A 20,497-nucleotide genomic window follows, 5' to 3' on the forward strand; every position below is an offset into this window, starting at 1 on the left:
CGCTACGCACCCCAGCGGGAGCAAGCTCCCTCGCCACAGGAAATGTGTTGTGAATCAGCTTCCTTTTTCACCTTTCTCCCGCGAAGGGTCGTACACCCGGGTCAAGTCACCGCCGAGGCGGAAGGTCTTGAACGGTTGCATCTCATGCTTGCGTTCCAGCACATCCTCGCTGCAGGTGTAGAGGCTGCAGAACGGTTCGAGCCAGGCGAATTTCGAATCGACCTTCAGGTCCTTCATGTCCTGTTTGTCGCCGTTCTTCTCTTCGAAGATGTCCGGGTCTTCCACCCCGGCCAGCACCCGGTCACCCAGTCGCTTGAGGGCGCCGTTGTTTTCCTGGCGCAGGTCCACACCGTTGACCTGGGCGAAACTGGCGATCATCGCCAACGGCGGCAGGGCATAGTTGTGGTAGGACAGGGCGCGTTGCTTGCGCTTGAGTTCGTTGGGCAGGAAACCGTCGGCATCGATCTGGTTGACGCCGACCTTGTATTCCTTGACGGCCCAATCGAACAGGTCGCGGCGGTTGGTTGCCACGGAGGTGGCCATCACCGACCAGGCGGCCCAGTAGGAGTGGTTGTTGGTCTTGTCCAGCGGCAGGTTGTCCCAGTCGCTGACGACCTGGTCGGCCATCCGGCTGAACCAGCTTTCGATCAGTTGCGCCTGCTCCTGGTGATTGGCCAGTGGGCGGGACTCGGAGAACTTCAGGCGCACATAGGCCGAAGCCATGCTGCCCAGCGCCCATTTGCGCATGGACTTGCCAGTGTGGTTGAAGTCCTTGGACATCAGCGCATCGGCCTGGGCCCACGCGGTCAGCCAGTTGAGGGTGCATTCCAATTGTTCGGGACGGCCGTCACGCATGAATTGCATCACTTGTTTGCTGACGCCACGCTCGATCTTGGTGATGTCGGCGGTGCTGTCGCGGAAGGCTTTTTCCGACTGCACGTTCAGGGTCGCACGGGCCTTGTCGGAGCCCTCGTACTTGCTGCGAAATTGCAGGGAGCCAGTGTAGGGCGTCGGCGTGGCGTCGCAGCCTTGGGCCGCTTCGCCGGCCTTGACCTTTTCGATCGGCGCGAAGTAACCCTGTGGCGGGCGCAGCGGGGCCGCGGCCTGCGTGGCCCCGGCGAACATTGCCAGGGTCAGCAGGGAGGGCGCCAGCAGCGTTTTCAACGTTCGGGTGCGCGTGGTACTGGTCATGAGACGAGACCTCATTGTCCGATTTGAGCCGTTTGTTCGGCTTGCGGAGATGCGTTGCGTTTACAGATTTTCGCTTCGATCTGCTGCGGCTCTTTACCGGCTTCAGGTCCCTGGACTTCGACAGCCAGAAGGTTTTGCGAAGCCCAGTCCTCGTCGGTGCGCAGCTGGAAGGCGAAACGTCCGTCGGTTTCGGAGGTATCCGGTTTTTCGATCTTGATATCCTCGTGGCGCCCATTCATGTACCAGAGGGTGGCTTGCAAGGTTTTCACCGAGGTGTCGGCGAAGCGGATGTCGACCTGGTGGCTGCCGTTACGCAGATCCATGTTCTTGCTATTGACCATCAATTCGTTCTTGCCCGGCTTGAGCGCGGTCTTGCTGCTCATCAATGCCGGCTTGCCTTCGCAACCGTTGTTGTCCAGCAGCGCCATCATCTGGCGATAGATGGTTTCCTGGTCCAGGCGATACAGCGGCGAGAATTCCCAGATGAGGATTTTCGGCGGGTTCTTCTGGAACTCTTCGCTGCCCAGGTACTGGATCATCGCGCCCTCGAAACCGCCGCCGGGGAAGGCTACGTTGAGGATGTCGGCGCCGATGGCTTCTTCAAGGAAGCCGGCGAAGTTGTAGTTCTTGCCGCTGTGACTGGTGCCCACCAGGGTGATCTGCGGGTTCCCGGAATCGCCGAACAGATCGCCGTCACCCGCCTCGCCCTTGGGCTCGGTGGTGAATTGGTCCATGTACTGGATCGCATAGCTGGTGCCGCACAGCTGCCCGGCCATGTTGTGCAGGGTGCCGGTCTTGCCCATGCGGCCGGACTTCTTGGTCTCGAACTCACGCTTGGGGATGTCGGCGAAGGCCGGGAGCTGCTTGACCTTCTCGGCGACGATCTTGGCGGTGCGCTGGGCGCCGTAAGGTGTCCAGTGCTGGTCGCCACGGAAATAGAAATCGTGGGCCGGCAGGGTTTCGGGCAGGTTTTCGTTGGTCAGCGGCGACAGGTCCGGCACCACGTAACCCATCTGGGCGAAACGCCCGAGCATGGATTTGTAGTTGGTCAGGGCTTTCTCATAGTCGAAAGCGGCCTTTTCCTGTGGGTTGAGCTTGTTGCGGTTCACCAGGCCCCGGGTCGGCTGGTAGACGAGCACCAACTCGACGCCTTTTGCCTTGAACGCATCGTGCAACTGCTGCAGGCGCTTGTAGCCGGCCGGGGTGGTGTTGAATTCGGTACGCAGGTCTTCCTGGGTCCGGAACAGCCAGTCACCCTGGGCTTGTACCAGCGTGGTGAAGTTCTGCTGGTAGCGCGTGGTGTAGTTCTTCGCATCATGGGCCGCCGGGCACAGGTTGCAGCAGGGCTCGGCAGTGAAGCTCGGGGCCTTGATTTCATCGGCGCGGGCGCCGCTTGCAGCGGCGAGAATGCCGGCAGTCAGGGCAGACAGGCCCAGGAGTTTGATCATCTGTGGGTTCATAAAGGTCATCCTCAGTCCCGCATTTCGGTCTGGCGTTCGACAGGGTCGATCAGCACGGCTTTCTGCTGGCGCACCAGCAGGTCGAGAATTTCATCCTGGCGCTCGCCAAGGATTCCCGTGAAGCTGATGCCGCTGGATTTGGTCGGCGCGAGCATGGACACGCGGTACAGCTCGACGCTCAACGGCGAGTCGATGGACAGCGGACCGCTGCCGTTGGCAGCCAGTTCGCCGCCGACCACGATCAGCGAGACCTCGGCGTCGAACGGGTCGAGCTTGATGTCCCGGTCGGTGTCGGACAGGTCCTTGATGTGACCGTAGAGACCGGTCAGGCCGTTGGCCATGGATACGTTTTCGTAGAGGCGAATGTTCACGCTGTTACGAACCCGGATGCCGTGGCGGCGGTTGCTGATCACTTTGTTGCCCCACAGCAGGTTGTCACCACTCTCGTAAAGCGTGATGCCGTCTGTGTGGTTCTTGTAGATCTCGTTGTAGGCGATCAGGTTGTTGACGCTGTTACGGTCGATCACCAGGCCCGAGAGTTTGTTGTCGTAGCTGCGATTGTTGAAAATGAAGCTGTCGTTGACCTCACGGGAAATAATGATCCCGTGCTTCTTCTTGGTCCCGTAGACGGTGTTGTCGGCGATGATCAGCCGATGAGAACGGTCGTGGGGGTCGATGCCGTAGACGATGTTGTCTTTGTAGGTATTGCCCTTGATGACAAAGTCGCGGGTCTCGTAGCAGTAGAAGCCGTACCACATGTCCGAGAACTCGGAACCGATGATCCAGCCGGTCGGTTCCGGGCGCTTGAGGACCTTGGCCATGTTCGGCGTGTACTGGGAAATACTCACCCCGTACGACTTACTGTTGGCGTAGCCGAAGCTGGCCATCTTGGTGTTGACGATGTAGGTCTCGGTACCGCCCCACGACAGCAGGAACGGACGGAATTCCTTGGGCGAGCGAAACGTGGCGGGGCCATTGTCCTTTTCGCGCCAGCCGGTGACCTTGGTGTCGCGGATGAACATCTGGCCATCGTTGACCAGGAATGAGCCGCCCTCTTGGGACAGGCGCAGTTCCTGGGTCTGTTTGTCGATTTCCAGGATGCCTTTCTGGCCAACCACGATCGGAATCTTCGCCAGGTAGACACCTGGCGAAGTTTCGATGAGGTACTTGGGCTGTTTCTTGGCCAGGTCCTTGAGGTTCATGTAGCCATCGTCGAGGAAGATGGCCTGTGGGATACCGTGCTGACGCACGACCCACTCGGCCATCTTGTTGTCGCCGCCGATGAAGTCCTTCAAGGCGTTTTCCTGCATCATCCGGCGCACGCTGACCTTGCCGGGCTTGGTGCGCACGATCTTGGCCGCGACCGCTTCGGCGGTATAGCCTTTGAGGTCGGGCAAGGTCGGCTTGGCCAGTTCCAGCGGTGCGGTCGGCGCGCTGCTGACGGTATAGGTCTTGGCTCGTTGCAGTTCCTTGGCCACGTTGCCCGGCTTGACCACCGGTTCAACGTTGGCGAACGCCGGCGAGCCGGCCAGCAGCATCGCTGCGACCAACAGGCTGATCGAACCTTTCATCGCCTGGCTGTTCCTGAGGTAGCGGTTCATTTCGGGCACTCCCATGGCCATTCGCATCAGAAGCGCCAGATCACGTCGACAAAGGCGCGATGCATGTACGAATCGACCTCTTTGCCGTAGGCGTCGCCTGGCTTGAACACGCCGCCACGAAAGCGCACCAGCGCCGACGGCTCATCAATTGACTGACTCAGCGCGGCCGGCAGCAGGCCTTGCTTGAAGTACTTGGTGACGACCAGATCGACTTCCTGGCCCAGGTCCTTGTCGCCATCACGCAGCGGCAGGGTCGAGGTGGACAGGATTGCGCCGGTCACGTCGTCGGTGTTGTTTTCCACGGCATTGATACCGTTGCTGCCCACTGGCTTGTTGCCGTCCACGCGCCAGAACTTGTGATACACAAGGCTGGCGTCGTATTCGTCACGCAGTTGCCAGGAACCGAACAGGCTGGCGCTCTGGGTGTTGGCCATTTCGCCACGGAATGCTTCGCCGAAACGGTGGACGCGCGAACGGGTGCCGGTGAAGTTCGAACGGTTGCTTTGCAGGCCGTTCTGTTCGTAGTCCTCGCTGGCGCGAGCATAGGCCGCACCGACTTGCCATTGCGGGTCAAGGCGCAGGCGGATACCCAGGTCAGTGGCCCAGCCGTCCACATCATCGCTGTGCTTGGCTTCTGTCGGGCGGGTGCCGTCGGCATTGAGCGGGTTGACGGTGTCGCGGTCACCGGTCATGCCCGTGAGGCTCGCCCAGTAGTTGACGGTGTTGGTGTTGCGCCAGTTGTAGGCGTCGCTGTTGGCTTCCAGGCCGAGCCAGGTCAAGTCACCGTTCTCGGTCTTGTCCAGGGTATCGGTGGGCTCGCCCGGGGTCGGGTAGTCGAGGCTGCCGTTGTCATGGGAGTGGTGGGCACGGATACCGGCCCATTGGCCTGGCATCCACTGGTAACCCACGTCGCCGTAGACGTGCATGCGGTCCTTGTCCTTGGGGGACAATTCCTTGAGGTCGGTGCGGTATTCGCTGAACCGTTCGGCCACGCCGAGGTTGGCCCGCAGTAAGGTGGTGTCGAAGGTCCAGTTCAGGGCTTCGATGTTGGTGTCGCGCCATTGGCCGTCGTCGTTGCGCAGGCGCTGGCGACCGAACTTCAACTGCTCGCCCGGGTAGGGGGTCAGGCCACGGTAGCCAATCCAGAACTCGCGCATGGCCAGGTAGCTTTTCTTGGCTTCGCGGTCACCGCTGTCGGTTTGCTGGGTGCTGCCATCGGACTGTTGCAGGGTGTCGGTCTCGATGATGTCGCTGGACGTCACGGCCTGGGCCATGGCGTAGGCGCTCCAGGCGCCGCTTTCACTTTCACCGTAGACCCATGGACGCAGGTCCAGGCCGACACCGTTGACGTCGCCACCGCTCTGGGTGCCGAGATCACGGTCATCTTCGGACTGCCCGGTGATCTTCACTTCCAGGCCGAAATTCTTGCTATCGGTCAGTGCCGCCAGGGTCGGACAGGACCACAGCAGGGCAAACGACAGGCCAATACCAGCCTGCACAAAAGGGTTGAGCTTCAAAAGCTTCATAGAGGTTCCTCGCCGTCATCTTCTTTTAGGGCTTGCAGTTCCAGCGTATCGGGGCTCATTGCGCCGCGAATGGCCTGCTCTTGTTGTAGCAGGCGTTGGGCTTGTGCAAGTTGTTCCGGCGGTAATTGTGCTTCGAGGGTTTGGGCAAGCTCGATGGCTTGCGGGGTGTTCTGCGCCTTGGCCAACTGGCTGAACACATACGCGTTGACCGGGTTGGGCTTGGTGCCCTTGCCCTGGGAGAACAGCTGGGCAATGGCGAAGTCGGCGCTGTTCTGGCCGTTGCGGGCGGCCTTGAGCAGGTGGTCCAGGGCTTTTTGCGAGTACACCTGGCCCAGATAACCGCGGCGATAGATCTGGCCGAGGTAGTAATCGGCAGCCACTTCGCGGCCAACGGCGTTCTGGAAATGCGCCTCGGCGGCCTTGGCATCGGCCGGAACCCACTTGCCTTCGTAGTACAGCTTGCCCAGCAACAGCTCGGCACGAGGCTGGTCGGCGGCGCGGCCGTTTTCCAGGTATTGCATCATCTTGTCGACGTCACCCAGTTCCGGGAAGTCGTAGAGCAGTTGCGCCAGGCTGACCCAGGCAGCGGGGTAGCCAGGAGCGATGCCTTCGAGCAACGACTGGGCGGTCTTTTCATCGGTCTTGCCCAGGCTGGCGTCGGCCAGGACACGGGCGACGCTGTCCACGCGCTGGGCGGATACGACGCCACGGGCGTGACCGTCCTGCATCTGCTTGAGCAATGCGGCCTGCTGTTCCGGCTGGCCGCGTTTCTGATAGACCGTGGCGAGTTCGACGTAGCAGATGTCCGTGGTCGCCAGCGCGGCCTTGCAGACCTTCTCGACTTCATCCAGGTGCTGGTCGTAGGTGCCCTGGGTGCGGTAGAGCAGAATCTGCGCCAGGCCCGCTTCCGGGTAGCCGGCGCTGCGCCATTGGCTGATCTGCTGCTGGGCGTTGACGTTCGGGAAGCTGTGGGGATATTGCAGGTACAGCATCGCCAGCGGGATCAGGGTGTTGCCTTCCCCGTTGGCGAAAGCTTTCTTCAACAGGCCTTCGGCTTCGTGTTTTTCCGCTTCAGTGGAACCGGGCTTGGCCACCAGCAGGCGACCCAGGCGAGCCTGGGCCCGTGGCGAGATATCGGCGGCGGCGCGGTAAGTCGCCTCGGCTTTTCTCATCTGCTCGGGGTCGCGGCTGTCCACCTGGATATCGGCCAGGCCGACCTGGGCTTCGCTGTAGCCCAGGTCTGCCAGTTGCTGATAGTTCTGCTGCGCCAGCGCCGTGTCGCCGCGCTTGAGGGCTTCGTTGGCCAGGCGCTGGTCGGGCAGGCCGGCACAACCGGCCAGGCTGACGGCCAGTGCCAGGGCACACAGTGTTCCCATGTGGGAACGAGTTTGCGGCATAGCATCCTGACCGCGTTGATCCTTTCGCGAGCAAGCTCGCTCCCACAGAGCCTGTGGGGTGTTCAGGATTTTTATAATGGTCACGGGCATATCCTCGACTTAAATACCGACGGCCATGGCTTTGTCGATCAGCCAGTTCAGGTTCGGACCACGGTCGCTGGTGACTTCTACCGGCCGGCCGGCCAGCGAGCTGTCCAGGGGTTCGTCAGGTTGGATCAGCACACGGATATCGGAGGACAGGTCGGCACTTTTCAGGCTGGTGCTGCTGACGATCTTGCCGGTACGGGTGGTGTCTTCTCCGGCGACCTGGAAGTTGACTGGCGTACCTGGGCGCACGTCGCCGAACTGGCGATAGGAGAAACGGGCTTCGACGTTGGCTTCGGTGCCCCGTGGGACCAGTTGGAAGATCACGTCACCCTTGCTGGCGTACTGGCCGTTGGCGACCAGTTGCTGGGACACGATGCAGTCGCACGGCGACGTCAGGGTGCCAGTCATTTGCTTGCCGAACAGCTCCTCGACCTTGGCCGGCTGCAACTGGTTGTCGTCCAGGTGACCTTTGAGCACGTCGAGCATGCTGGTGCTGAAGGTCGCCAGCGGGGCGCCTTTGGCAGCCACGCCGTCGGCCTTGACCAGGCTCTGCACGGTGCCGTCGCGCGGCATGGTAATGGCCATGCCCGGCACGTTCACCAGGCCGGCCTGGGCGTGGCTGACAAAGTACATGCCGTACACCGACTTGAAGATGAAACCGAACGCCGCCAGGCCAACGGCGAAGACCCCCAGGCTGAAGGTCACGGCGCGTAGGCGCCCCATGGCACTCATGCCGCCGTTTTCGTCTTTCTGCTTGCGGGCCTTGGTGAAGTTGTCGCGCTGCAGGGTCGCCAGCACGTCACCGACACCGACGATGTCGCCGGCCAGGTGCGAGGTGATGATGTGACGCAGTGTTGAGATGTCCCGCGGCTCCAGGTTCTGGAACTGGCAACCGGTGCGGCCGGTCTGGCGGTCGTAGGAACGGATCTGCAACTCCACGTCCATGGCCAGGCCAAGGTTGTCGATGACGAACTGCAGGCGACCTTTGTAGGACTCCCCGGTCTTGAGGGGCATCTGGCCGGCGTTGAAGCTCAGGCCGCCGGCGGACAAGTCCAGGACCTTGACTTCCATCGGCGTACGGTCAGGGCCGAAGAAGCGCAGCTTGGCCGGGATTTTGACCCGGGCGTGTTGGCGCTGGGCTTCGGATTCATGCACTACGTTGACATTCACGGCGGTGTTCATAGGGGCGATTTCCTAGTTAATTCATTCAAGTCCGGTCAGACCATCGTCAGCAGCACGGCGACAAAGATGCTGCCGGCGGAGAAGGTCATGGTCCGAGACGACCAAGTGTTGAACCAACGTTGAAAGCTGGCGAGATCACGGGTCAGTGAGGTGGGCTGGCGGGTCCAGGACTGCTGGTCGAGGCGGAAGAACACATAGATCTTCACCAGGGCACCGACGATCTGGTTGTAATAGAGAATCGCCGGGTAGGCAGGGCCGATCTTGTGTCCGGAGCACGACAGCAACAGGGTCAGCAGCAACCGGGTGATGCCGATCCACAGCAGGTACACCAGGATGAACGCGGTGCCGTACTTGAAGCTGGCGATCAGTGCCACGGTCAGGCCCAGCAGCGACGTCCACATCGACACACGCTGGTCGAGCAGCACCACCGAGGTGAACAGGCCCAGACGGCGCAGACCCAGGCCCAGTGCCCGGGAGTTCTGCCGCAGGTTGTTGCCGTACCAGCGGAACATCAATTTGCGGCTGGCCTTGATGAAGCTCTTCTCCGGCGGGTGTTCAACGGTGTTGATCGCCGCATCGGGCACATAGAACGTGTCGTAGCCCAGGCGCATCAGGCTGAACCAGCTCGACTTGTCATCGCCGGTCAGGAACTTGAAGCGACCCAGGCGCCAGTGTTGCAGCGAGTCGCTTTCCACGTCGGCGATGAAGTCCGGGTTGGTGACCACGGTGGCGCGGAACACCGACATGCGGCCGGTCATGGTCAGCACGCGCTTGGACAAGGCCATGGAACACATGTTGATGTGCCGCTGGGCGAAACGCAGCTTGTGCCATTCGCTCATGATGTAGCCGCCGCGCACTTCGCAGAACTCGTTGGTGGTCAGGCCGCCGACGTTGCCGAACAGCTGGAACCACGGCACGGTCTTGCGCACGACGCCTTCGGCGAGCACGGTGTCGCCATCGATCACCGCTACGACGGCGCGGTCATCCGGCAAGTGGCGGGAGATGGCGCGGAAACCGTAGGCCAGGCCGTCGCGCTTGCCGGTGCCAGGGATACGCACGAAGTCCAGCTTGACCCGCGCTGGCGGGTTCATGCGGGCCCAGAGGCTCTTGACCAGCAGTTCGTCGGACATTTCCACGATGGAGCAGACCACGGTGGTGGGCAGCCCGCATTCGATGGCCTCGCGAATCACCGAGCCGTACACCTGGGCGGTGGTCAGCGCATCGATCCGGAAGCTGGTGACCATCAGGTACACATGGGACGGATCCGCCGCCTTGCCCAGCTTGCGTACCTTGCGGCGCAGGTGCGGGTAGACGATGTACAGGAAGATCATGCCGCGCACGAAATGCGTTGCTCCCATGGAGTAACGCCAGATGCCCACGGCGCCGATCAGGAAGATGAAGTCCTTGGATTCGGAGTCGAACGTGGACGTGGGCAGCGCCATGGCGATGCCCATCAATAAACTCAAGTAAAACAGCCAACCGGCGGCCTGAAGCAGGCCGTGCTTTAGCCTGTGCATAATCTGCATCCGTCTCTATCTCGGGCGGGCCTTGTGGGCGGCCCGATGGGTTAAGGCAGGCGAAAGGCCGGCCGGAGCATGCCCCGGCCGGCAAACAGACTTACCAGCAGATGCCTTCGGTCCGGCCACTCGGGTTGGTGGCCTTGGACATGAAGCCGACCAGGTCGATGACCTGCTTGCCTTCCGGTACGTTCTCGGTCAGCGCGCGGAACTTCTCGTCGCGGTTGCCCAGGATGATGATGTCGGAGCTGTCGATCACCGAGTCGAAGTCGGAGTTGAGCAAGGACGAGACGTGAGGGATCTTCGACTCGATGTAATCCTTGTTCGCACCGTGGACGCGGGCGTATTCGACGTTGCTGTCGTAGATCTTCAGGTCGAAGCCCTTGCCGATCAGCATTTCCGCCAGTTCTACCAGTGGGCTTTCTCGCAGGTCGTCGGTACCGGCCTTGAAGCTCAGGCCCAGCAGGGCGACTTTGCGCTTGTCGTGGCTGGAAACGATGTCGAAGGCGTTCTGCACCTGGGATTCGTTGCTGCGCATCAGCGAGTTGAGCAGCGGCGCTTCCACGTCCAGGGAACCGGCACGGTAGGTCAGGGCGCGAACGTCCTTGGGCAGGCAGGAGCCGCCGAAGGCGAAGCCTGGGCGCATGTAGTACTGGGACAGGTTCAGGGTCTTGTCCTGGCAGACCACATCCATCACTTCACGGCCATCGACGCCGACAGCCTTGGCGATGTTGCCGATCTCGTTGGCGAAGGTCACCTTGGTGGCGTGCCACACGTTGCAGGTGTACTTGATCATCTCGGCGACGGCGATGTCCTTGCGGATGATCGGCGCATCGAGCTCTTCGTACAGCGACTGCAGAACGTCACCGGAGGCGGTGTCGAACTCACCGATAACGGTCATCGGCGGCTGGTCGTAGTCCTTGATCGCGGTGCTTTCACGCAGGAATTCAGGGTTGACCGCGACACCGAAATCGACGCCGGCTTTCTTGCCGGAGCAGTCTTCCAGGATTGGGATCACAACGTTTGCCACTGTGCCCGGCAATACGGTGCTGCGAACTACGATAGTGTGGCGGGTGGTCTTGTCACGCAGGACAAAACCAATCTCGCGGCACACCGCTTCGATGTAGTTCAGTTCCAGGTCGCCGTTCTTTTTGCTCGGTGTACCGACGCAGATCATCGACAGGTCAGTATCGCGAATCGCTTCGGCGAAGTTGGTCGTGCCGCGCAGTCGACCAGTTTGAATGCCTTGCGCCAATAGCTCACCAAGACCAGGTTCAACGATCGGCGATTTACCGGCGTTGATCATGTCGATTTTGTCTTTGGCGACATCCACGCCAACTACATCATGGCCCCGTGCAGACAGGCAACCGGCACATACTGCACCGACGTAACCCAAACCAAATATGCTAATGCGCATCGCATTTCCCTCTGTTTTTCACGCCATTAAATGGCCGGAGTTAATAGTGTTCAGCGGTCATAGTGCACTCGGAAGTGTGGAATGCAGGCGCCACAATGCCGTGTGCAGGCATACTAAGTTCCGAGTGTCTAAATAAATGCACTCAAGTTGTGCGCAATGTGGCCTAGTTGTTATGACCTGCCCTGTTATGCAGCCAGTCCTCGTTATCGGGAACGCTCGTGCAAAGGTCCTTCACTTCCGATCCCTGGCAAAAAGCCCACAAAATCAAAAGTTTGTGTGCTCGGGTGAGCACGTTATAGGGGCGCAGCCTTGGCCTTGTAGGGGATAGTAATGGTGCTTTATCTCCCATCCTTTAAGGGTGGATCCAATTAGACGACCGTTTCGCTAAGTTGTCGTGACAACTTGGTTAATCCGTTCGACGTCCTTTGTAAGTTATCTCGTACACGCTCGCCGAGAATCGTTACGGATGGTATGAGCCATGCAATTTGACATAGTTCCGATCCGCTCATCGCGATTTTCGAAATTTTTCGAAATATTATCGAAGATGGCACTGGCCTCAATATGATGGCACTTGCCGTTTTGCCCTTTATTAATGGGGAGTTAGGAGGGGTAGATAGTTTTGTGCCACTACCGATGAAAAAAATCGGTGCCACTACGCAAAAAACTGACGAGTGTCGAGTGAAAGAAAAGTTAGCGCAGGAGTGGGGCGATTTATTGGCGCCATGAAACTGGCGAAGTGGGCGATGAACTAAGATGACAAATAGGCAGATGATCGAAGCCCCCGATCAGGGGGCGGTATAGGGTCATGCCTTATTCGGGGGCGTGATCGCGCAGGAAAACCAGTTTGTCCCGGCTCGATTGTTGGGCGTTGAAGCGGTAGCCCTGTACATCGAACTGGCTGAGTGCCGCAGGGTCGCTGATCCGTTCCTGAATCACGAAACGACTCATCAGGCCCCGGGCTTTCTTGGCGTAGAAGCTGATGATTTTGTACTGGCCATTTTTCAGGTCGCGGAATTCGGTATCGATGACGCGCGCTTTCAGTGCGCTGCGCTTGACCGCCGAGAAGTATTCATTGGAAGCCAGGTTCAGCAGAACGTCGTCGCCCTGGTCGGCGAGGGCTTCGTTCAGCCATTCACTGATGCGTGTGCCCCAGAAAGCATAAAGATCCTTGCCCCGGGCATTGGCCAGCTTCGTGCCCATTTCCAGGCGATAGGGTTGCATCAGGTCCAGTGGCCGCAGCAGGCCATAGAGGCCAGAGAGCATGCGCAGGTGTTGCTGGGCGTAGTCGAAGTCGGTGTCACCAAAGCTTTGCGCATCGAGGCCCGTATACACGTCGCCCTTGAAGGCCAGCAGCGCCTGCTTGGCATTGGCCGGAGTGAACGCCGGTGTCCAACTGCCGAATCGCGCGGCATTGAGGCCGCCGATCTTGTCGGAGACATGCATCAGCTCGCTGATCTGTGCCGGGGAGAGTTCGCGCAGTTGCTCGATCAGTTCCTGGGAATGATCCAGGTACTGTGGCTGGGTAAAACGCTCGGTGGCCGGCGGTGTTTCGTAATCGAGGGTCTTGGCGGGGGAAATCACCATCAGCATGAAATCGTCTCCTTGAGGGTGCGGCGATTCTAGGGGGTTGTCCGGGTGGACTCCAGCTATTGGGGTGATAGGTGATCGGTGGTGATGCTTTTGTGGCGAGGGAGCTTGCTCCCGCTCGGTTGCGCAGCGACCGCAAAATTTTGGGGGCCGCTTCGCAGCCCAGCGGGAGCAAGCTCCCTCGCCACAAAAAGCACTTCCACCACAAAATCCTCCAACCGCAGAAGCCGCTTTGCCATGAGGCGTTCGCCGGCGGGTATTGCATCAAGATCGGCTATGATGCCGCGCGGGTTTCGTTATGGAGACATCCCTTTTGCGTATCGCTCTTGTGTTATCGGCCTGGCTGTTGAGCCTGGGTGCCATTGCCGCGCCCGCGCCCAATGATGTCGCGACCCTGGACCGCAGCACCTGGCCGGAACAACTCACCAGCCCGACGCTGTTCGACGTGGCCTCGCGGGCCGAGATCCTGATGTTCGCCCGGGTCCTGCTGGACGTCGATGCCATGGACGAGATCGCACTCAAGCAGTACTTGGGGCTGCGCTCGGTCAACATGGTTGCGATCGATGCGCTTCGCGCCCGGCTGTGGCAGCGGTTGTTGGCCAGCTACAACTTTGCCCAACGCAGTTGCGATCAGGACGCTTCCTTCTGTTACCTGGTCGAGGACATGGCGACCCTGCGCGAAGAAGCGCGCAGGTTTCATCTGGATGACGATTCCTACTACATCAAGTGGGCCGCGCCGAGTCAGATCTTTCATACCCAATACCGCGACGAACTGCTGCGTAAAGCCGCGCTTTTTCCGCAAACCAGCAGCGAAATCGAACGTTTCGGCGATTACGAACGCAACGGCGAAGACATGAACGACCGCCTGTTCCTGCTGACCTTCGACAGCGCCGCCAACGTGGTGCCGGACAACACTGCGTGGCTAACCGAATACCTGCGCAAGGCGAACGTCAATGGCACCTTCTTCGTGCTGGGCAAGGACATCCAGGCGCGGTTGCAAGAGGGCTCGGTCAACCATCTCCAGGCGTTGTATTCGAGACAATGCGTGGGCGTGCAGGGCTGGGAGTTCCGCTCCCACAGTTATTGGCAGGACTGGCAAGACTCGGTCCGGCGCAGTGTCGAGCTGGTCAAGGGCAAGCTGCCCGAAAATTATGTGCCGCTGTTTCGTCCGCCCCAAGGCCAGCGTCGTGGCGATGCACAAGCGTTCTTTGAGCAGCAGGGCTTGCAAGTGGCGCTGTGGGACATCGATCCCCAGGACAGCAACAATCGACTCAAGCCTGAGCAAAGTGCCCAGCGTGTGCTGACCCTGATGCTGCTGTGGCGCCACGGGGTGATCACTTTCAATGCCAAGCAGGATGGGGTGAAAACGGCGATGCCCTGGTTGATGACGCAGACGGCGCAAAGCGGGATCGGTTGGGCGGATTGCCAGGAAGCGTTTCGCTGAAACCTGAAAAGGCCCGGAAACATTGGGGGAAGAGGAAAAACCGGCGCACATTCATGACAACCGGACTTCCGACTTTAACGGCGCAATGGCGCAACGCCAAGGGTTATTCGTCACTCTGAAAAATAAACTTCAAAAAAGCGTCAAAGTGCTTTTTCCTGTCATGGTTTTTGGAGTATCAAGAAGACAGACCGCCGAAACCTGCAACACAGGTGGCGTCTTCCAAGACCCAGATTGTGTGCAGTTCACCTGAATCGTCGCGGGTGAATTCGGTGGCTACCTCGAGGCGCAGCACTGTCACGGTATTGCGTCGAATGGCCCCCACATAGGTGACCGAGTATGGATGACCACGGACGTAGCCCTTCCTCCAACCAGCCAATCCTCTATGTACTCGATACCAACGTATTGATCCACGATCCAAACGCCCTGCTGAACTTCGAAGAACACCACGTTGCCATCCCGATGACCGTGCTTGAGGAGTTGGACAAACTCAAGAGCGGACACCACAGCGTTGCGGCCGAATGCCGGCAGGCGATCCGCCTGATCGACAAGACCCTGGGTGACGCCTCTCCGGAGGACGTTGAGCTCGGCGTGCCGATCCAGCGTGGTAAAAGTGGTCCCAAGGGCCTGCTTTCGATCCTGATGAGCAAGCGCACCGAACCCAACCTGGTGCTGCCAGAACACCTGAACGACAACATCATCATCAACCAGTTGATCGATTTGCACGCGCGCACCAAGGACCAGGCCGTGGTGCTGGTGACCAAAGACATCAACATGCGCCTCAAGGCCCGCGCCTGCGGGATTGCGGCGGAGGACTACAGCACCGACCAGTTGGTCGACGACGTCTCGCTGTTGCCCAATGGCTACCACACCATGACCGGCTCCTTCTGGGACCGTGTGAGCAAGGTCGAGACCCGCCAGGACCACGGCCGCACCTGGCACCAGGTGCAACTGATCGACAACCTGCCGGCCGTGCACATCAACGAGTTCATCATCGACGAACAAGGCTTCGTCGGCTGGATCAAGGAAATCCAGGTCGACAAGCTGCTGATCCTCGACCTGCACCAAGAGCCTTTGCTACACCAGGAAGCCTGGGGCCTCAAGCCCCGAGACATCTACCAGAGCCTGGCGCTGTTCGCCTTGCTCGACCCGGATATCCACCTGGTCAACCTGTCCGGCGCCGCCGGTTCCGGCAAGACCATCCTGGCCCTGGCCGCTGCCATCGAGCAGACCATGGTCAGCAAACGCTACCGGCGCATCATCGCCACCCGCAGCGTGCAGGGCCTGGACCAGGAAATCGGCTTCCTGCCCGGTACCGAAGCGGAAAAAATGGAACCTTGGCTCGGCGCCATCACCGACAACCTCGAAGCCTTGCACATGGATGACGAAAGCACCCATGGCAGCGTCGACTACATCCTCAGCAAAGTGCCGTTACAGTTCAAATCCCTCAACTACATTCGAGGCCGCAGCTTCCAGCAGAGCCTGATCCTGATCGACGAATGCCAGAACCTGACCCCGCACCAGATGAAAACCATCATTACCCGTGCCGGTGCCGGTTCCAAAGTGGTGTGCCTGGGTAACCTGGCGCAGATCGATACCCCTTATCTGTCCGCGACCAGCTCCGGGCTGACCTACCTGACGGAACGCTTCAAGGACTTCCCCAACGGGGTGCACATCACCCTGCAGGGCGTACCGCGCTCGATCCTGGCCGAATACGCCGAATCCCACCTGTAACCCCAGCCAAACCGGGCGGCCTTCTAGCCGCCCGGTTTTTATGCTGTACAAAAAAAACTGTGGTAGCGCTGACTTTCGACTCCAAGACCCAAGTGGGGTGCGACAATCGACCCTGCCGGTTTCTGACTTACGGGTTTACAATCGACACTCCCGATCAGGAGTAACCCTGTGCTGACTCATCTCGATTCCCAAGGTCGCGCCAACATGGTCGACGTGACCGACAAGGCCGTGACGTTCCGTGAAGCCACGGCCGAAGCCTTTGTGCGCATGTTGCCCGACACGCTGCAGATGATCGTCAGCGGCGGTCACCCCAAAGGCGATGTGTTCGCCGTCGCACGCATTGCCGGCATCCAGGCGGCCAAGAAAACCAGTGACCTGATTCCGCTCTGCCACCCGCTGTTGCTCACCAGCGTCAAGGTCGAGCTCACGGCCGAAGGCGAGGACCGGGTACGCATCGTCGCCCGTTGCAAACTGTCGGGGCAGACCGGCGTGGAAATGGAGGCCCTCACCGCCGCCAGCGTCGCTGCACTGACCATCTACGACATGTGCAAGGCCGTCGACCGTGGCATGACCATCGAAGGCGTGCGGGTGCTGGAAAAACTCGGCGGCAAGAGCGGCCATTTCCAGGCGGATGCGTCATGAAAATCAACGTGAAGTTCTTTGCCCGTTACCGTGAAGCGCTGGGTGTGGACTCGGTAAAGGTGGAAGGCGATTTCGCCACGGTCGACGATGTGCGCGTGCTGCTTGCCCAGCGTGACGGGGCCGAGGTGCTGAAGGAACAAAACCTGATGTGCGCGCGCAATGAAGACCTGTGCCAGCTCGACGAACCGCTGGCGGACGGCGACGAAGTGGCGTTTTTCCCCACCGTGACCGGAGGCTGAACCATGGCGATTCGTGTGCAGGTCGCACCGTTCGACGCAGGGGACGAAGTCAACGCGATGCATGCGGCCAATGTCGGCGTGGGGGCGGTGGTGAGTTTTGTCGGCTACGTGCGCGACTTCAATGACGGCCTCGATGTGTCCGGGATGTTCCTGGAGCATTATCCAGGCATGACCGAGAAAGCCCTGGGCAAGATCGCCAGCGAGGCCGAGCAGCGCTGGCCGTTGCTCAAGCTGGAGGTGCTGCACCGTATCGGCGCCCTGGAACCGGGCGAGCCGATCGTCTTCGTCGGGGCCGCCAGTGCCCATCGCCAGGCGGCATTCGACGCCTGCGCCTTTGTCATGGACTACCTCAAGACCCGAGCGCCGTTCTGGAAGAAGGAAAACACTGTCGACGGCCCGCGCTGGGTTGAAGGGCGGGACAGTGATCATGCGGCAGCGGATCGCTGGAAGCAGTAAACCCCCCGTCGTTTTTTCGCAAGCCACGAGCCCGCCATCGCGAGCAAGCTCGGTCCAACACTGGATCTTCGTTGTACACAGGTCCTTTGTGGGCGCGAGCTTGCTCGCGATGAGGCCGGCAGCCTCCCATCACTTTCCCCTGTTTCCCCAATTGACGCTTTGTACATAAAAGTCCAGTATGGATTTATAAGTACATAAAAGTCATCGCCCCACCTTTCTCTGCCAAACCAACAACAACCCGCGAGAGATCGATCATGAAGAAACTCCCCCTCATCACTGGCCTGGCCTTGAGCCTGTTGGCCTCCAGCAGCCTGTTCGCCGCTGAGAAAACCTTGCGCATCGGCATCGAGGCGGCGTACCCGCCTTTTGCTTCCAAGACCTCGGAAGGGAAGATCGTGGGGTTCGACTACGACATCGGCAATGCCCTGTGCGCGCAGATGCAGGTCAAGTGCGAGTGGATCGAAGGTGAGTTCGACGGGCTGATTCCGGCGCTCAAGGTGAAGAAGATCGACCTGGCGCTGTCGTCCATGACCATCACCGAAGAGCGCAAGAAGTCGGTGGATTTCACCCACAAGTACTACTTCACCTCGTCGCGCCTGGTCATGAAGGAAGGGGCGGTGGTCGATGACCAGTACGTCAGCCTCAAGGGCAAGACCGTCGGTGTGCAGCGGGCCACCACCACTGACCGCTACGCCACTGAAGTCCTCGAGCCCAAGGGTGTGGTCGTCAAGCGCTATGGCAACAACGAAGAAATCTACATGGACCTGGCGTCCGGTCGCCTCGACGCGATTTTTGCCGACACCATCCCCCTGGAAGACTTCCTGTCGATGCCCCGTGGCAAGGGTTACGCCTTTGTCGGCCCCGAGCTCAAGGACCCGAAATACGTCGGCGAAGGTGCCGGTATCGCGGTGCGCAAGGGCAATACCCAACTGGTGGCGGATTTGAACAAGGCCATCGATGGGATTCGCGCCAATGGGGAGTATCAGAAGATCCAGGGCAAGTATTTCAAGTCGGATATCTACGGCGACTGATTGACCGCCATCGCGAGCAAGCTCGCTCCCACAGGGCCTGGGTACAAAGATCCAGTGTGGGCGCTTGCTCGCGATGGCGGCAGACCTGGCAAAGCAGATTTCAGCCCTTCAACTCCTTCAAATGCTTGTACACCGTCGCCCGCCCCATATTCAGCACGTTGGCCACGTAGTTGGACGCGCTCTTGCCCTTGAACGCGCCTTCGGCATGCAGCGCCAGCACCAGCTCGCGTTTGTGGTCGCGAGTCAGCAGGTTCAGGCTCAATTGACGCTCGCGCATCCAGGCATGCAGGAAGGTGTTGATCCGCTCCTGCCAGTCATCGCGAAACAGTGAGTCTGGCTGGGGGATCAACTTGCTTGGCGACAGGAACAGATCCAGCGCGGCCTTGGCGTTCTCGAACAGCGAAATATTCAGGTTGATGCACAGCACCGCCAGCGGATGTCCGTCGGCGTTACGCAGTACGCTGCTGAGGCTGCGAATCTTCTGTCCGTCCCAGTTCAGCTTCTCGTAGGGCCCGATATTACGTTCGCTGACATCCTCGCTGAGCATGTCTTCCAGGGACGAGTCATCGCCAATTTCACGCTTGGACAGGTTATTGGCGATGTAATCGACTTTTTGGGTGCGCAGGTCGTGCAGCACCACTTCGGCGTGGGGGTAGAACAGCGTGGCGATAGCGTCGGCGATGGTGCGGAAGTTTTCCAGCGCCGGATCGGGTGGCGAAGCAGTCATGACAGGGCTCCAGGCAGCGTCAGCGCCCCGTGAAACAGGGGCGCGGGGGAGTGTGCCGCAATCGCGGCGATGCGTCACCTCAAGGTGGTTCAGCCCAGTCGTTCGGGTGACAGCATGGCGATGCTCAGGCCGAAACGGGCCAGGGCCTCGGGTAGCGGTTCGCCACGCACCAGCGCCGCGCTGGCCTGGCCCATGGCCGGCGACGTCTGGATGCCGTAGCCACCCTGGGCCGCGACCCAGTACAGTCCGGGCACCTGTGGATCGAAGCCGGACAGCAGGTCCCCATCGTGTACGAAACTGCGCAAGCCGGCCCAGGTGCGGGTCGGGCGGCGGATGGTCAGGGTGGTGGCTTCTTCGATCTGGTAGATGCCCATGGCGATGTCCAGCTCTTCCGGCTGCACGTCGTGAGGTTCCACCGGGTCGGCGTTGGCCGGCGAGCCGAGGAACATGCCAGCGTCGGGCTTCATATAGAAGGATTCGTCCAGGCTCACCAGCATCGGCCAGTCGTGGATGTCCACGCCCTCGGGCCCGGCAAAAATGAATGCTGCACGCCGCTTGGGTTGCAACCCCAGCTTCCGGGCGCCGGACATCTGGGCAATGTGATCGGCCCATGCGCCGGCTGCATTGATCAGGACCGGTGCTGTGAACGTCTGGTTGGCGGTGTTCACTTGCCACAGCCCCTGATCATCGCGGCTCAATTGCTGCACTTCGCTGTCGGTGTGCACTTCACCGCCATTGCGACGAATACCGCGCAAGTAGCCCTGGTGCAGCGCATCGGTGTCGATGTCGCAGGCCGTGGGGTCGTAGATCGCTCCGTGGACCTTGTCCCGTCGCAGGATCGGCAGCCTTGCACAGGCCTCGTCGGCGCTGAGCAGTTGCATCTGCGGCACCGTGGCCTTGGCGCTGAGGTACTGGTTGTTCAACTCGGCCGGGTCACCGGTGAAATCCACCGTCATTTCGCCCCGAGGGGTCAGCAAGGGGTGTTCGCAGAAACCGGCCGGCGGGGCGTCGAAAAAATCCCGGCTGGCCTGGGTCAGCGCTCGCACCTGAGGGGTGCCGTAGGCGGCGGTATACAGTGCCGCCGAGCGTCCGGTGGAGTGATAGGCCGGATGGGATTCGCGCTCGAGCACAATCACACGGCCGTGGGGGGCAAGCCAGTAACCGGTGGATGCACCGGCAATGCCGCCGCCGATGATGATGAAGTCTGCTGAGGTCATGAAGCTCTCCTGTGGAGCACATTGCCGGGCGTTCGCGGAACCTGT

17 protein-coding genes are annotated in these 20,497 nt (G+C 60.3%); 6 read left to right on the forward strand and 11 right to left on the reverse strand.

Annotated elements, in window-relative coordinates; all coding sequences use genetic code 11:
- Window positions 1-54 precede the first annotated feature (54 nt).
- The 9 genes from BM300_RS22880 to yaaA form a co-directional block, all read right to left on the reverse strand.
- Complete coding sequence (locus BM300_RS22880) at window positions 55-1,191, reverse strand: mannuronate-specific alginate lyase (protein ID WP_092464125.1); 1,137 nt, start codon at window positions 1,189-1,191, stop codon at window positions 55-57.
- 11 nt (window positions 1,192-1,202) lie between these two features.
- A complete protein-coding gene (locus BM300_RS22885) occupies window positions 1,203-2,651 on the reverse strand; it encodes an alginate O-acetyltransferase (protein WP_092146850.1) in 1,449 nt (482 codons plus the stop codon).
- Between the two features lie 11 nt (window positions 2,652-2,662).
- Entirely contained in the window at window positions 2,663-4,252 is a 1,590-nt protein-coding gene (gene algG / locus BM300_RS22890; RefSeq protein WP_092146964.1) for a mannuronan 5-epimerase AlgG, read from the reverse strand.
- Between the two features lie 26 nt (window positions 4,253-4,278).
- Complete coding sequence (locus tag BM300_RS22895; protein WP_063325227.1) at window positions 4,279-5,769, reverse strand: alginate export family protein; 1,491 nt, start codon at window positions 5,767-5,769, stop codon at window positions 4,279-4,281.
- A gap of 5 nt (window positions 5,770-5,774) precedes the next feature.
- Window positions 5,775-7,259 (reverse strand): alginate biosynthesis TPR repeat lipoprotein AlgK, encoded by a 1,485-nt coding sequence (gene algK / locus BM300_RS22900; protein WP_092146852.1) that lies wholly within the window; start codon window positions 7,257-7,259, stop codon window positions 5,775-5,777.
- Between the two features lie 15 nt (window positions 7,260-7,274).
- Entirely contained in the window at window positions 7,275-8,444 is a 1,170-nt protein-coding gene (locus BM300_RS22905; protein WP_063324507.1) for an alginate biosynthesis protein Alg44, read from the reverse strand.
- Window positions 8,445-8,479: 35 nt separating this feature from the next.
- Window positions 8,480-9,961: a mannuronan synthase gene (gene alg8, locus BM300_RS22910; RefSeq protein WP_371856190.1), complete on the reverse strand. Its 1,482-nt coding sequence runs from the start codon at window positions 9,959-9,961 to the stop codon at window positions 8,480-8,482.
- 100 nt (window positions 9,962-10,061) lie between these two features.
- Window positions 10,062-11,378, reverse strand: coding sequence for a nucleotide sugar dehydrogenase (locus tag BM300_RS22915; RefSeq protein WP_063324509.1), 1,317 nt, complete (start codon window positions 11,376-11,378; stop codon window positions 10,062-10,064).
- Between the two features lie 810 nt (window positions 11,379-12,188).
- Complete coding sequence (yaaA, locus tag BM300_RS22920) at window positions 12,189-12,968, reverse strand: peroxide stress protein YaaA (protein ID WP_092464126.1); 780 nt, start codon at window positions 12,966-12,968, stop codon at window positions 12,189-12,191.
- Window positions 12,969-13,278: 310 nt separating this feature from the next.
- On the opposite strand from yaaA, the gene BM300_RS22930 reads away from it, so the two are divergent.
- The 6 genes from BM300_RS22930 to BM300_RS22955 all read left to right on the forward strand — a co-directional run bounded on the left by BM300_RS22930 (window position 13,279) and on the right by BM300_RS22955 (window position 18,508).
- Entirely contained in the window at window positions 13,279-14,409 is a 1,131-nt protein-coding gene (locus BM300_RS22930) for a polysaccharide deacetylase family protein (protein WP_092146856.1), read from the forward strand.
- A 336-nt stretch (window positions 14,410-14,745) separates the two neighbouring features.
- Window positions 14,746-16,140: a PhoH family protein gene (locus tag BM300_RS22935; RefSeq protein WP_063324511.1), complete on the forward strand. Its 1,395-nt coding sequence runs from the start codon at window positions 14,746-14,748 to the stop codon at window positions 16,138-16,140.
- Window positions 16,141-16,308: 168 nt separating this feature from the next.
- Entirely contained in the window at window positions 16,309-16,782 is a 474-nt protein-coding gene (gene moaC / locus BM300_RS22940; RefSeq protein ID WP_092146858.1) for a cyclic pyranopterin monophosphate synthase MoaC, read from the forward strand.
- On the forward strand, window positions 16,779-17,021 hold the full coding sequence (gene moaD / locus BM300_RS22945; RefSeq protein WP_053189805.1) for a molybdopterin converting factor subunit 1: 243 nt from the start codon (window positions 16,779-16,781) through the stop codon (window positions 17,019-17,021). The genes moaC and moaD overlap by 4 nt, the downstream gene beginning before the upstream one ends.
- 3 nt (window positions 17,022-17,024) lie before the next feature.
- A complete protein-coding gene (gene moaE, locus BM300_RS22950) occupies window positions 17,025-17,477 on the forward strand; it encodes a molybdopterin synthase catalytic subunit MoaE (protein ID WP_092464128.1) in 453 nt (150 codons plus the stop codon).
- 254 nt (window positions 17,478-17,731) lie between these two features.
- Complete coding sequence (locus BM300_RS22955) at window positions 17,732-18,508, forward strand: ABC transporter substrate-binding protein (protein WP_092345971.1); 777 nt, start codon at window positions 17,732-17,734, stop codon at window positions 18,506-18,508.
- A 100-nt stretch (window positions 18,509-18,608) separates the two neighbouring features.
- On the opposite strand, the gene BM300_RS22960 is transcribed toward BM300_RS22955, so the two are convergent.
- Together BM300_RS22960 and BM300_RS22965 are read right to left on the reverse strand one after the other, a co-directional pair.
- Window positions 18,609-19,235 (reverse strand): helix-turn-helix transcriptional regulator, encoded by a 627-nt coding sequence (locus BM300_RS22960; protein WP_063324515.1) that lies wholly within the window; start codon window positions 19,233-19,235, stop codon window positions 18,609-18,611.
- 89 nt (window positions 19,236-19,324) lie between these two features.
- Complete coding sequence (locus tag BM300_RS22965) at window positions 19,325-20,452, reverse strand: NAD(P)/FAD-dependent oxidoreductase (protein ID WP_092345969.1); 1,128 nt, start codon at window positions 20,450-20,452, stop codon at window positions 19,325-19,327.
- Window positions 20,453-20,497 lie beyond the last annotated feature (45 nt).

This window comes from Pseudomonas sp. NFACC46-3 (genome assembly GCF_900114515.1).
Lineage (GTDB): Bacteria > Pseudomonadota > Gammaproteobacteria > Pseudomonadales > Pseudomonadaceae > Aquipseudomonas > Aquipseudomonas fluorescens_Q.

Bases quoted from the DNA above. Each gene is read 5' to 3' on its own strand.
- BM300_RS22880 (WP_092464125.1), bottom strand. From the start codon at position 1,191: ATGACCAGTACCACGCGCACCCGAACGTTGAAAACGCTGCTGGCGCCC.
- BM300_RS22885 (WP_092146850.1), bottom strand. From the start codon at position 2,651: ATGAACCCACAGATGATCAAACTCCTGGGCCTGTCTGCCCTGACTGCC.
- algG (WP_092146964.1), bottom strand. From the start codon at position 4,252: ATGAACCGCTACCTCAGGAACAGCCAGGCGATGAAAGGTTCGATCAGC.
- BM300_RS22905 (WP_063324507.1), bottom strand. From the start codon at position 8,444: ATGAACACCGCCGTGAATGTCAACGTAGTGCATGAATCCGAAGCCCAG.
- alg8 (WP_371856190.1), bottom strand. From the start codon at position 9,961: ATGCACAGGCTAAAGCACGGCCTGCTTCAGGCCGCCGGTTGGCTGTTT.
- BM300_RS22915 (WP_063324509.1), bottom strand. From the start codon at position 11,378: ATGCGCATTAGCATATTTGGTTTGGGTTACGTCGGTGCAGTATGTGCC.
- yaaA (WP_092464126.1), bottom strand. From the start codon at position 12,968: ATGCTGATGGTGATTTCCCCCGCCAAGACCCTCGATTACGAAACACCG.
- BM300_RS22935 (WP_063324511.1), top strand. From the start codon at position 14,746: ATGGATGACCACGGACGTAGCCCTTCCTCCAACCAGCCAATCCTCTAT.
- moaD (WP_053189805.1), top strand. From the start codon at position 16,779: ATGAAAATCAACGTGAAGTTCTTTGCCCGTTACCGTGAAGCGCTGGGT.
- moaE (WP_092464128.1), top strand. From the start codon at position 17,025: ATGGCGATTCGTGTGCAGGTCGCACCGTTCGACGCAGGGGACGAAGTC.
- BM300_RS22955 (WP_092345971.1), top strand. From the start codon at position 17,732: ATGAAGAAACTCCCCCTCATCACTGGCCTGGCCTTGAGCCTGTTGGCC.
- BM300_RS22960 (WP_063324515.1), bottom strand. From the start codon at position 19,235: ATGACTGCTTCGCCACCCGATCCGGCGCTGGAAAACTTCCGCACCATC.
- BM300_RS22965 (WP_092345969.1), bottom strand. From the start codon at position 20,452: ATGACCTCAGCAGACTTCATCATCATCGGCGGCGGCATTGCCGGTGCA.